This window comes from Luoshenia tenuis (assembly GCF_014384745.1).
Classification (GTDB): Bacteria; Bacillota; Clostridia; order Christensenellales.
Map to the genome: position 1 here is coordinate 860,653 of NZ_JACRSO010000001.1, position 11,883 is coordinate 872,535.

Annotated in this window: 11 protein-coding genes; 1 reads left to right on the top strand and 10 read right to left on the bottom strand. The window is 55.3% G+C overall.

What is annotated here, in order from left to right; translation table 11 throughout:
* Window positions 1-65 precede the first annotated feature (65 nt).
* From H8699_RS04130 to H8699_RS04175, 10 genes are all read right to left on the bottom strand, one after another.
* Window positions 66-1,487: a lactate racemase domain-containing protein gene (locus H8699_RS04130; protein ID WP_249284606.1), complete on the bottom strand. Its 1,422-nt coding sequence runs from the start codon at window positions 1,485-1,487 to the stop codon at window positions 66-68.
* Between the two features lie 14 nt (window positions 1,488-1,501).
* Window positions 1,502-2,428, bottom strand: coding sequence for a triose-phosphate isomerase (locus H8699_RS04135; protein WP_249284607.1), 927 nt, complete (start codon window positions 2,426-2,428; stop codon window positions 1,502-1,504).
* A 185-nt stretch (window positions 2,429-2,613) separates the two neighbouring features.
* The gene (locus tag H8699_RS04140; protein WP_249284608.1) at window positions 2,614-3,555 is read right to left on the bottom strand and encodes an aldo/keto reductase; all 942 of its coding nucleotides are present in this window, start codon (window positions 3,553-3,555) and stop codon (window positions 2,614-2,616) included.
* A gap of 42 nt (window positions 3,556-3,597) precedes the next feature.
* Window positions 3,598-4,608 (bottom strand): aldo/keto reductase, encoded by a 1,011-nt coding sequence (locus H8699_RS04145; RefSeq protein WP_249284609.1) that lies wholly within the window; start codon window positions 4,606-4,608, stop codon window positions 3,598-3,600.
* Window positions 4,609-4,644: 36 nt separating this feature from the next.
* The gene (locus H8699_RS04150; RefSeq protein WP_249284610.1) at window positions 4,645-5,661 is read right to left on the bottom strand and encodes an aldo/keto reductase; all 1,017 of its coding nucleotides are present in this window, start codon (window positions 5,659-5,661) and stop codon (window positions 4,645-4,647) included.
* Between the two features lie 89 nt (window positions 5,662-5,750).
* Entirely contained in the window at window positions 5,751-6,809 is a 1,059-nt protein-coding gene (gene rfbB, locus H8699_RS04155) for a dTDP-glucose 4,6-dehydratase (protein ID WP_249284611.1), read from the bottom strand.
* A 23-nt stretch (window positions 6,810-6,832) separates the two neighbouring features.
* Window positions 6,833-7,399 (bottom strand): dTDP-4-dehydrorhamnose 3,5-epimerase, encoded by a 567-nt coding sequence (gene rfbC, locus H8699_RS04160; RefSeq protein ID WP_249284612.1) that lies wholly within the window; start codon window positions 7,397-7,399, stop codon window positions 6,833-6,835.
* Window positions 7,400-8,272, bottom strand: coding sequence for a glucose-1-phosphate thymidylyltransferase RfbA (gene rfbA / locus H8699_RS04165; protein ID WP_249284613.1), 873 nt, complete (start codon window positions 8,270-8,272; stop codon window positions 7,400-7,402).
* Between the two features lie 191 nt (window positions 8,273-8,463).
* Window positions 8,464-9,273 (bottom strand): aldo-keto reductase family protein, encoded by an 810-nt coding sequence (locus tag H8699_RS04170; RefSeq protein WP_249284614.1) that lies wholly within the window; start codon window positions 9,271-9,273, stop codon window positions 8,464-8,466.
* 169 nt (window positions 9,274-9,442) lie between these two features.
* Window positions 9,443-10,204 carry a 3D domain-containing protein gene (locus tag H8699_RS04175; protein ID WP_138295185.1) on the bottom strand — a complete coding sequence of 254 codons (762 nt, stop codon included), beginning with the start codon at window positions 10,202-10,204 and terminating at the stop codon, window positions 9,443-9,445.
* Between the two features lie 1,255 nt (window positions 10,205-11,459).
* Here H8699_RS04175 and H8699_RS04180 point away from each other — a divergent pair.
* A complete protein-coding gene (locus H8699_RS04180; RefSeq protein WP_138295186.1) occupies window positions 11,460-11,660 on the top strand; it encodes a cold-shock protein in 201 nt (66 codons plus the stop codon).
* Window positions 11,661-11,883 lie beyond the last annotated feature (223 nt).

Sequence of the window (11,883 nt, forward strand, 5' to 3'; positions counted from 1 at the left end):
CCTCTTAAAAAAGCGGGCTCCCGTAACGTACGGGAGCCCGCTTTTATTCGTTTCCAACCTTTATTTTATTTCTTCTTCAAATGTACAGAGACGGCTGTGAACGCCTTTTGCTGCACCAGAATGCGCGCATCCTTACCCACCATTTTGATGGCCTTTTCCAGCGATTCCTTAAAGGTATCCGTGGGCCGCATGCCCATGCCGCGCGCATAGCCGCCCGCCTTGGCGCCGGGCAGGTAGATCGCCGAGGTATGGTTGAGCGCTACCCCGCCCATGGAAACCATGGAAAGCGCGTGGAACGGGTGATACGCCGTCCCCGCCCGGTAGGCCGCAATATCGTCAGGGTCGGTAGAGATCTCCTCGGCAAACTGGGTTACCTGTCCAAAATCGTTAATGGTCTGCAGCTTCTCATACAGCTTGCGGTAGGAGGGGAACCATTCATCGTTAAACCATCCATCGCAAAGAGAGGCGCAGATCACCACGCCCTGCTCGCGGAACACCTCTTTGTGCCGCGCCACCTGGCTGCCGATAGCCTGGAGGATCAAAATCGGGTTGGTGCCCATGCCCGGGCCATAGTGGAAGGTCTTGGGCTGCCCAAAGATCATGATATCAAACGGCTCCTGATTCTCAAGGAACACATCCGTACGCTTTTGCGCCAGCGGCCAGGAGGCCTCCTGTACCAGATCCGGCGCGCCGGCCCATACGCCCAGCACCTGGGCGCGGCTGCCCAGCACCGCATCTACGCAGAAGAACCGCTTGCCCATGCCCTTTTCCATCGCGCGGCCGATGGCGTCAAACTGCTTGCGCATATAGCTATGCTCGGTATTGACCGGCAAAAAGTCATCCCGGTGCATGGTCGAGGGCACGTGGTGGCTGGCAATGCAGCGCCAGCCGGTAATGCCGGTCACGCACATCTTATACCCGCCGCTGTAGCCGCCGTAGGGGTTGCACTGCACGTGGCCAATCATAACGGCGATATCCGCCTCATACACCTGCTTGTTCATGTTAACGGTATCGCCCAGCTCATCCACGCCCAGTTCGATCATATTCTCCGGGTCCTCCGCATCGTGGTTGACGATGCGGTCCGGCCAAAACTCATCCATAATCTCCTGACCCAGATAGCCCAGCATCTCTTCATAGCTGTTCTTTTTATGCAGCCCCACCGCGCACACCAGGGTAATATCCTCATCCCGGATGCCGCCCTTTTTCAGATCTTCCACGATCATGGGGATACAGATCTTGCGATGCGCCAGGTCGTGCGAGCCGCCCTTGACCCGGTCCGGGAAGCAGATGACCGCCTTTTTGCCCGGCTTGGCCTGCACGTAAAGCGGATCCATCCCCAAGGGATGATCCAGCGCCTCGCGCGTAGCTGCGCGCGGGTCTACCTCAGGCGGGTCTACATAGTGCGTTTCAGGGCTGACGATAGTCGCACTGTCCGGCACCTCAATAGGCATCATTCCGTCGCCGTATTCGATCATAACCTGTTTCATCTTACGCACTCCTCTTACTTTCCTTGATATTTGGCGATGATCTTCGCCAGTTCGTCCGGATAAAAGCCGATCTCCCCGCTAAAGCGGGTCAACGCCACCAGCCCACCGTCAATGGTTTCGATCTGGGAGATGGGGCCGGCATTTTCCTCTTTCAAGCCGCCGCCATACACTACCGGCAGATCCCCAATACCCAACATCTCTTTACCGATTTTTTTGATCAGGTCGGATACATAAGCGATATAATCCGGTCCCGGCGGGGTCTTGCCCGGGCCGATGGCCCACACCGGCTCATAGCCGATCACCAGGTTCCCCTCGTCCGCGCCGATGCCCTTAAGGGCGCCAAGCTGCTGCCCCAGCACGGCTTTGATGCGCGGCTGCTGTTCTTCAAAGCTGCCCTCGCCCCGTTGGGCCGCCGTCTCGCCGATGCAGAAGATCACCTTCATCCCCTGCTCGATGGCGCGGGCCGCTTCCTGCCCTACCAGCGTATCCACCGTCTGCGCCGCGCGGGCCGCGCAGCTTTCGCAGGTATCAATCTTGGGTTCAAAAGCGGCAAGCATCTGCAGCTTGTCTTTGCGCTCTTCCGAGTGAGCCACCATGCTCCACTCACACCCCAGCGCGCGCATCGCCGCAGCCGGCCGGTCTGCCGTAAAGGCGCCAAAATTGCCCCCGTTCTTCACATCGGCGCGGTACACGCTCTGGCTGCCGATGGTAATGCCCGCTTTCTGGTCGTCCGGATACTCCTTCAAAGCCTCCAGCGCCGGTACGATCAGCGATTCGGGCAGAAGATAAGTCAGCGTCAGCTCCTGGAGCTTGCCCAGGCCCGCCGATACCGATTGCTCCACGATCCACTGCACCCACTCCGGCGCGCGATCCATGGGGCAAAGTCCGCCCAGGTGACGCGGCACGTCAAACCGCTTGAGGTTGACAAAAATACGGTTCATATATCCTTCCCCGCCTTTCTTTTATCCTCGCCCCCCATAAAAAAGCAGGGGCAGTTTTATTTAACACGCTGTACATATGTTTCGCGCTGGCGCGTCCATTTTCCTGCCTGATTGCCGGATTTCTCCTCCAGATAAAGAAATACCCGGGCAGCCAAGCGCCCGGGTATTGATATCGGTTTTATCCTTTAGCCAAAGATTTTGGCATACGCCGCGTCGATGGTCTTGATCTCGTCCTCGGAGAGCATCCAATCCATCGCGTCGCAATTCTCCTTGGCCTCGCGGGGGTTACGGATGCCGCACAGCGCCGTATCCACGATGGGGTTCTGGGTGGACCAGTTCAGCGCCACCTGGGCGGTGGGCTTGCCGTGGTCGGCCGCGATGGCGTCCAGGGTCTTGAGCAGCTCCATGATCTTGGAGAACTTGGGCTCTACGAAGTAATCGTAGAATTTGAGCCGCCGGTCGTCCGCCTCAAAGTGGGGCAGCTCGCGGAACGCGCCGGTCAGGATGCCCGCGCCCAGCGAACCGTAGGTCAGCGTGCCGATGCCGCGCTGCTTGCACCACTTCATCAAGTCCTCCGCCGTGCGGTTGACCATGCAATACGGGGGCTGCAGGCTGTTCACCTCGCCATACTGCTGCGCCTCTTCGATCTGCTCGGCCGAGAAGTTGGATACGCCGATATAGCGGATCTTGCCCACTTCCTTGAGCTTGTTAAGGGCACGCATGCTCTCTTCAATGGGGGTGGTCACATCCGGCCAGTGGATCTGATACAGGTCGATCACATCCACGCCCAGGCGCTTTAAGGACATATCGCACTCTTTGATGATGCTGTCATACCCGGCATACTTGCGGGAGACCTTTTCCTCGCCCCAGACGATACCGCACTTGGTGGCGATCATCACCTTGTCCTTATAGCCCTGGATGGCCTTGCCTACTACCTCTTCGGAGTTGCCAAAGCCATAGATCGGGGCCGTGTCGATGAAGTTGATGCCGTTATCCAGCGCCGTATGGATCGCATCGATGGAATCCTTCAGGTCCACATCGCCCCAGCCGTCGGCGCCAATGGCCCAGGTGCCCACCGTCATCACCGAGATGTTCAGGTCGGTATTGCCTAACTTCTTATACCTCATGCTTCATTTCTCCTTTAATGTATGTTGTTTAAACGTTTCCGTTTAGCCCCTTTTATACTTCTTGGCCCGCGTGCCGCTCCATACGGCGCGCTTGCCCAGCAGCCCGCCGCCGAAGATCTGGGTATGGGCCTCATTGATGCGCGCGATCTCCGCATCGGTCAGATCCCATTCGCCCGCCGCCGCGTTCTGCTCAGCCTGGGCCGCGGTGCGCGCGCCCACCAGCGCGGAGGATACCAGCGGATGCTGCGCCGTCCAGTTAATGGCCACCTGGCCTACCGGCACATTGTGCGCCTCGGCGATCTCGCGCAGCACGACCAGCAGCTGCTGGATCTTGCTCCACATGGGCTCTTGGAACAGCGGGCCATACATCTCTGTGCGGGCGTCTCCATCCTTAAAGGTGGGGATCTCTTTATACTTGCCCGTCAAAATACCGCTGCCTAAGGAGCCGTAGCTGAGCACGCCCACGCCCTGCGGCGCGCCAAACTCCATAATGGGCTGGTTCACCGTGTGCAGCAGGGAGAACTGGGGCTGGATGCAGTCGATCTGCACACAGTCCAGCGCCGCGGCCAGCATGGCCTCGTCGTAGTTGGATACGCCGATGGCGCGGATCTTGCCCTGCTCTTTGAGCTTGGCCATCGCCGCCATGGTCTCATCTACCGGCGTCAGGAAGTCCGGCCAGTGGATCTGATAGATATCGATATAGTCGGTCTGCAGCCGCTCCAGGGATTCATCCACCTGGCGCATGATCACCTCGTAATCGCTATGGCAGGCGCCGTCCGCATCCGGACCGATGGGAATACCCACCTTCGTGGCCAATACGACCTTGTCGCGCCGGCCCTTCATGGCCTTGCCTACGATCTGCTCGCTGACGCCGCTGCCATAACCCGGCGCAGTGTCGATCAGCGTGATGCCGTTATCTACCGCGGCCTGCAGCGCCTCGATGGACTGTTTCTCCTCATTGCCGCCCCAGAATTTGTCTCCGCCGATGGCCCAGCAGCCGATGGCGATGTTGGATACCTTGATCCCCGATTTCCCCAATTCTTTAAAACGCATGATCGTATTTCCTCCTTCGCTTCCTGTATGATACTCTTAGTCCCGCTTAAATTTCTTGCGCCGCACGCCGGGCCAAGTCGCCCGCTTGCCCAGCAGCCCGCCGCCAAAGATCTTGGCATGCGCGGCGTTGATCGTATCAAACTCTTCATCCGTCAGTTCCCAGTCGCCGGCAGCGGCGTTTTGCGCCGCCTGCTCGGGCGTACGCACGCCCACCAGGGCCGCCGTCATATAGGGGTGCTTCAGGCTCCAGTTGATGGCCACCTGCCCCACCGGCACCTCATGCGCCTGCGCGATCTGGCGCAGCACATCCAGCAGCTGCGTGATCTTGGTCCACATGGGCTCCTGGAAGAAGGGCGCATACATGGCGTTGCGCGCATCGCCCTGCGGGAATACAGGCTTCTCCTTATACTTGCCGCTGAGCACGCCGCTGCCTAAGGAGCCGTAGCTGAGCACGCCCACCCCGCGCTGTGCGCCGAATTCCATGATCGGCTCGTTCACCGTATGCAGCAGCGAATACTGGGGCTGCTGGCAATCGATCTGCCCACAGTCCATCGCCGCGGCCAGCAGTGCCTCGTCAAAATTCGATACGCCGATGGCGCGGATCTTGCCCTGCTCTTTTAGCTTCACCAGCGCCGCCATGGTCTCATCGACAGGGGTCAGATAATCCGGCCAGTGGATCTGATACAGGTCGATATAATCCGTATTCAGCCGGGTAAGCGATTCCTCTACCTGGCTCATGATGCTCTCATATTCCCCGCGGTTCACCCGCTGGGTGCCGCCCGGCTTGTCCAGCCCCAGGCCGCATTTGGTCGCCAGAACCACTTTATCCCGCCGTCCCTGCAAGGCCTTGCCCACGATGGTCTCGCTTAAGCCCAGGCCGTAGGTCGGCGCCGTATCCACCAGGTTGATGCCGTGGTCAAACGCGCTGTGCAGCGCCGCGATGGATTGCTTTTCGTCGTTATCGCCCCAGGCAGGGCCGCCCCCAAGCGCCCAGCTGCCCACCGCGATAGCCGATACCTTGATCCCCGATTTCCCCAGTTCCTTAAAACGCATCTTCACTACTCCTTTTGTCGTTGGTCGGTCCTTCATGGTCTATGCGCGTAAAGAAATCTATCCTTCGCCCCCTTCAGGCGTTGTTGCAGTTACCGCGCGGCATACATCCGCTCATAATACTGCTGATAGGCGCCGCTGGTCACCCGCTCCATCCACTGGCGGTTATCAAGGTACCATTTTATGGTCAGCTTGATGCCCTCCTCATAGGGCGTTTCCGGCACCCAGCCCAGCTCGCGGGTGATCTTTTCCGGGTCGATGGCATACCGCCTGTCATGTCCCTTGCGATCCGCCACGTAGGTGATCAGCGCATCGGTAATGCTGGGGTCCTTGTTTTCATGCAGATATTCGATCACGGTCTTGACGATATGGATATTGGTGCGCTCGTTATGCCCGCCGATGTTGTATACCTCGCCCGGGCGGCCCGCTTCCAATACCCGGTCGATGGCCTTGCAATGGTCTTTAACATACAGCCAATCCCGGATATTCATCCCATCCCCGTAGACCGGCAGATTTTTATGCGCCAGGCAGTTATTGATCAGCAGCGGGATCAGCTTTTCCGGGAACTGATAGGGGCCGTAATTGTTTGAACATCTCGTGATATTCACCGGCATATGGAAGGTTTCCGCATAGGCCCGCACCAGCAGGTCCGCGCCCGCTTTACTGGCCGAGTAAGGGCTGCGCGGGTCCAGGGGGGTATTCTCCGTAAAGTACCCTTCCGCCCCCAGGGAGCCGTACACCTCGTCTGTAGAGACCTGGAGATAGCGCTTGCCAGGCTTAAAGCCCTCCCCCTGCTGCCAGGCCGCCTTGGCGGTATTCAGCAGCGTCAGCGTCCCCAGTACGTTGGTGCGGGCAAATATCTCCGGGTCTACGATGGACCGGTCCACATGGGATTCGGCCGCAAAGTGCACCACGTAGTCAAAATCCTCCTGCGCAAAAAGGGCGCCCAGCGCCTGCGCATCGCACACATCCCCCTGCACAAAGCGGTAACCCGGGCGATTTTCCACCCCTTTAAGGTTTTCCAGGTTGCCCGCGTAGGTCAGCTTATCGTAATTGACGACGCGCACGCCGTCCCCGTACTTTTCAAAGAGGAACTCGATAAAGTTCGAACCGATAAACCCGGCGCCGCCGGTGACAAGATAGGTCTTCATATGCAGCGATTCTCCCTCAAATTTTAGCCTTGATAGACAAATGGCAATTCGTCCTTGACCTGCCGCAGGCGGGGCAGCGCCTGATCCTTGGGGGATAGCATGGGCGCAACGTCCAGCGGCCACTGTACCCCGATATCCGGATCGTTCCAGAGGATGCCGCCCTCAAACTCCGGCGCGTAATAATCCGAGCACTTATAGGCGAACACCGCCTCATCACTTGTCACCATAAATCCGTGGGCAAACCCCTCGGGTACGTAAAACATGGTGTGGTTTTCCGCCGTCAGTTCCACGCCGCGCCACTGGCCGTACGTGGGCGATCCCCTGCGCAGGTCCACCGCCACATCGTATACCGCGCCGATGATGCAGCGCACCAGCTTAGCTTGGGTATGCCGGGTCTGAAAGTGCAGGCCCCGCAGCACGCCCTTTGTGGTGGATTTGGACTCATTGTCCTGGCACAGGCCCTTGATGCCGTGCTGGGCAAAGACATCCTCCCGGAAGGTCTCCTCAAAACATCCCCGCGCGTCCCCGAACACCTGCGGGTGTACGATGACCAGACCCGGGATATCCAAATGTTCAAATTCAAAAGCCATCTACAGCGCCTCCTTTGCAATCCCCAAAAGGTACTGGCCGTATTCCGTCTTGCAAAGCGGCTGGGCCAGGCGCTGCAGCTGCTCCCGGTCGATAAAGCCGCGGCGGTAGGCGATCTCCTCAATGCAAGAAACATATTGCCCCTGCCGGGTCTGGATGACCTCCACAAAATTTGCAGCCTGCAACAGCCCCCGGTGGGTGCCGGTATCCAGCCAGGCCATCCCCCTGGAGAATAACTCCACATTCAACTGCCCTCGGCGCAGATATTCGTTGTTGACAGAGGTGATCTCCAGCTCTCCCCGCGGAGAGGGTTTGATGGACTTGGCGATGTCCACGATCTGCTCATCGTAAAAATACAGGCCGGGCACGGCATAATTGCTCTTGGGTTTCTCCGGTTTTTCCTCTAGCGATACCACGTGGAAGTCCTTATCAAACTCCACCACGCCGAAATCCCGCGGATCGCTGACATGGTAGCCGAAAATCGTGGCCCCCTGCTGGCGCTCGGCCGCGTTTTTCAGCGCGCCGCTAAAGCCGTGTCCGTAAAAAATGTTATCGCCCAGCACCAGCGCCACCCGCTCGCCGGCGATAAACTGCTCGCCGACTAAAAACGCGTCGGCAAGGCCGCGGGGCGCCGTTTGCACCGCATAGGAAAACGCCAGGCCCCACTGATGCCCGTCTCCCAGCAGCTCCTGAAAAGTGGCGATATCCCGGGGCGTAGAGATCACCAGGATCTCACGAATCCCCGCCAGCATCAATGCCGAGAGGGGGTAATAGATCATCGGCTTATCATAGATCGGCAGAATCTGCTTGGACACCGCCTGGGTGATCGGGTACAGGCGCGTGCCCGCGCCACCTGCCAAGATAATCCCTTTCATTACACAAGTCCTCTTTTGCTATTTATCCGGTTCTCCGGCGTATTTAAAGGTTCTTTTCAAACGTCGCGCCTTATATTATAACCTGATTTACCGAAAGTTTCAAATTTACGGCATGTTAAGGTAAAAGCGGCGGCCCATTCCATCCACAGTTCTGATCACCATAGAGATGGAATGAGCCGCCGTCAAGTGCGCTACTGTCCCAGCTTATCTAATATCTCCAGCGAAAGGTCGATGCACTCCTGCGCCTCTTGGGGGGACATACAACCCACCGTGACCATATCGCAGGGGCGCAGCGTGCTCCAAACAAAATGCAACGCCTGGAAGGGCCGCAGCTGTCCCGCCGCCATGGGCTTGATGGTCATCACCGGCTTTTTTGCCGCCAGTATGCCGGCATGCACGGTATCCACTTCCACCTGCATCAAAAAGCCCATGGAATTATAGATTTGGATATAGCTCTCCACATCCAGTCCCGATTCATCCGCAAACTGGATCGTCTCGGGCATGTGGGTTGAAAGCGCGGGGATCAGCCCCCGCTCCCGGCACATGCGCATTACCGGCGCCATCTGCCGAATCTCCCGGGTGCATTTATCCGCCATGGCATCGGTCACCACCTGGTGCGGCTGGCAGATCTTTACCCCCAGCGCAGCCTGTTCATCCAATATCCGTTCTACCTCGCCTAGATCAAAGCCTTTTGCCGGAGTCTCGGGCGTGATGGTAAAGTGCAGCGAGGAGATCATATTGCACCCTACGCCGGTAGCATCCTGGGCCATATGCACCGCGTCCCGCACCACCTCATCGGTCATGTTCGCCATAAAAGTGTCTACCCCCGCGCGGAAAAAGACCTCCAAAATCTTCGCCATGGCCTCGCGGTTGTGGATATGCTCTTTAATATAGTCGTCCTGCGCTTTTGACGTGTGGCTGTACCCACAAAACCAGTTGGATCCGATAATCATCCTGGATACCGACAACCCGCCGATCTGCGTTCTTGGAAACTTACGCATCTTTTCCCCCTCCTTCAAGGTCCCGTCCTTCACATTTTCTATCTATAATATGCCGCGCCCCGCGCTTTAAGTTCATTATACCAAACAGCGTATCCACGTGAAAAGCCCTCCCGGGAATACCGGGAGGGCTTTTCTTCTACACAGGCGTCCATGGAGGCGCCCGTTCTTCTTATGCTAAAACATATACGGTACGGTTGGCCACGCCCCATTGGCGGCAGGCCGATTCACTGTCCATAAAAATATCCAGCCACAGGCCGCCGTAATTCTCCATCCGGCTGTCGCCCGTATCGCTCACCGTTACAATGCCGTATCCTTCGATATAGATCTTTGTTCCAAAAGGCAGGTTGCTGCGCAATGCCTTTTTAGGCACCGCTACCATACCCGCGCTGGGCCAGGCGCCCGATGCCGTGCGGTTGCCCGTATGGGTATAGGCGGTGATCTTCGCCTTCGTGCTGGAAACCACCCGGTAACTCCTGCCGCCTACCTCAATGCTGCCGCCGCTGGCCTGTACAGCGCTGGCGCTCTGGCTCTTGGCCGCCGCCTTTTTTTGCGCTGCCTTTTTCGCAGCTGCTTCCTGTTCTTTACGTTCCTGCTCAGCCTTGCGCGCCGCCTCTTCCTCTGCAGCCTTTTGGGCCGCCTCGCGCTCCTGGGCTTCTTTTTCTGCCTGGAGCTTGCTGTCAGCCAATTTCAACTCGCGCACCTGCGCCGCGGGATCCGTAATCCATTGGCAACGCTCTTTTTCCTGTTCTTCTTGCGTCTGCATGGTCCACTTGATCAAATTCTCCGGGACCGGTTTGGCTTCCCCCGTCAGGGTCTGCACCTGCGTCGTACGCGGCTGCGTTACCTCAGACGGAACTGCGTCCGCCGGCTGGCCGATCCTTAGGATCATCATCGCCCCCAGCAAGACGGAAGCCATCGCTTGATTATTCACAGTATAAATCTCCTTCCTTGCGGCCCTCCTTTTCAGGCGCACACTTTGTGCGTTCCTGTCCATTGAGGCCGTTTGGTTGACGTGCCAGAATACGCCAATTTGTTCTGACACATCCAATTGTGAGCGATCGATAGTCATTATATACGCCGTTTTTGAAAAAATGCAACCCCATAATACATGATAAATATTGGTATTTTATCATTTCAATAGTCTTTTATATCGATTTATATATAGATTTTCAAAAAGGTCATATTTGATCGTTTTTTATCGTTTTTGTTTCATTTAATTTAGCCTAAATGTCTTTCCAACCGCTCCGTAAATCTTGATGGTATTTTAACGCTTTAAAGCATGCAATTAGCATACCAAAACAAGTCCATAGTACTCTCATATCCCGCAAAGGCCTGGCAGTCCAGTGTTTGCAGCATTTTTTCCGCGTTTTATTGGACTTGTCCCACATTTTAACAGCCATCGTGTAAACGGCAAATGTAAAGGTGTTGTATCTAAGTTGCAAAATCCTGCGTATTTTACGTTTTTCATGGCAGCTTTGCTTCTTCCACACCGATCTTGAGCCAATCCGCCTCGCATTTTTATTCTGTTTTATACAATTTAAAATTTTTTTAAATTTATTACAAAAATATAACTTTTTCTCAATTCCCTTTGCTTCTTTGCAGCAGGTCTCAGTCCCTTAACGCGGTGCAAAACTTGTCAGATTTACGGTTAAATTTTACGTTAACGCACCATATCCACACCTGAAATCTACACTTTTAGGGTAAATATTTCCCACTTTTTGTATAATCAGCTTTTTTAAAGATAGACTTATAGTTTTATTTATAATGATTATAAGTACTCAATATTGTATTCCCAAGCAAATCAATTTCACAATATATTTTTCATCACGTGATTTTATTGGGTTGTTTGTATTTTACGAAGTGTGAAATTCTGTAGTCTCTGCTTCTCTGGTTCTTTCATATCCTCAAATCGTCTGCCGCGGCAAAATGGCACAAACTTTTCAGGTTCTTTACCATTCCCCTTATATAATGTAGAAAACCCTTTTCAAGTATCCGCTTTATAGATTTGCTCTGTAAAGGGATATTGACAATGTCTTTCGTCAATGCTATAGTGGTAAAGTATTTTAGATGGATGGATTGATTTCGCGTGTGGTTGTAAATCATTTAGCATCGTTTAAATGATTTACGACTGCACGCGATTTTTCATGCGTCTGGGATAAGAAAGAATATTTTGGAGGTACCGATCAATGAATCACGGAACGGTAAAATGGTTTAACGCAGAAAAAGGTTATGGCTTTATCTCGATGGAAAACGGCGAGGATGTGTTCGTACACTTCTCCGCGATCCAGACGGATGGTTATAAGACCCTGAACGAGGGCCAGCACGTAACGTTTGATACCGAAAGCGGCAACCGCGGCCTGCAGGCGGTCAACGTTATCCCCGAGTAAAAACTGAGCCTTGCAAAAAAGCTTCCTTATATAATATAGGGAAGCTTTTTTCATGCCGGTCCTGTCTTGCTAACATTAAGCAGCCTTGACAAATCCTTTAAAAAGCTATAACCTTTTAGATGCCTAAGTTTTTTTGACCGGTTTGCCTGCTAACACTTTATTAAGTGCCATAGCGGGCTTTCCTGTATCCTCCGTTCTTCCTGTGGGGCTTTTCTTTTATATA

What these genes read in the sequence shown, in the direction of transcription:
- H8699_RS04130 (WP_249284606.1), bottom strand. Translation starts at nt 1,487, where the DNA reads ATGAAACAGGTTATGATCGAATACGGCGACGGAATGATGCCTATTGAG.
- H8699_RS04135 (WP_249284607.1), bottom strand. Translation starts at nt 2,428, where the DNA reads ATGAACCGTATTTTTGTCAACCTCAAGCGGTTTGACGTGCCGCGTCAC.
- H8699_RS04140 (WP_249284608.1), bottom strand. Translation starts at nt 3,555, where the DNA reads ATGAGGTATAAGAAGTTAGGCAATACCGACCTGAACATCTCGGTGATG.
- H8699_RS04145 (WP_249284609.1), bottom strand. Translation starts at nt 4,608, where the DNA reads ATGCGTTTTAAAGAATTGGGGAAATCGGGGATCAAGGTATCCAACATC.
- H8699_RS04150 (WP_249284610.1), bottom strand. Translation starts at nt 5,661, where the DNA reads ATGCGTTTTAAGGAACTGGGGAAATCGGGGATCAAGGTATCGGCTATC.
- rfbB (WP_249284611.1), bottom strand. Translation starts at nt 6,809, where the DNA reads ATGAAGACCTATCTTGTCACCGGCGGCGCCGGGTTTATCGGTTCGAAC.
- rfbC (WP_249284612.1), bottom strand. Translation starts at nt 7,399, where the DNA reads ATGGCTTTTGAATTTGAACATTTGGATATCCCGGGTCTGGTCATCGTA.
- rfbA (WP_249284613.1), bottom strand. Translation starts at nt 8,272, where the DNA reads ATGAAAGGGATTATCTTGGCAGGTGGCGCGGGCACGCGCCTGTACCCG.
- H8699_RS04170 (WP_249284614.1), bottom strand. Translation starts at nt 9,273, where the DNA reads ATGCGTAAGTTTCCAAGAACGCAGATCGGCGGGTTGTCGGTATCCAGG.
- H8699_RS04180 (WP_138295186.1), top strand. Translation starts at nt 11,460, where the DNA reads ATGAATCACGGAACGGTAAAATGGTTTAACGCAGAAAAAGGTTATGGC.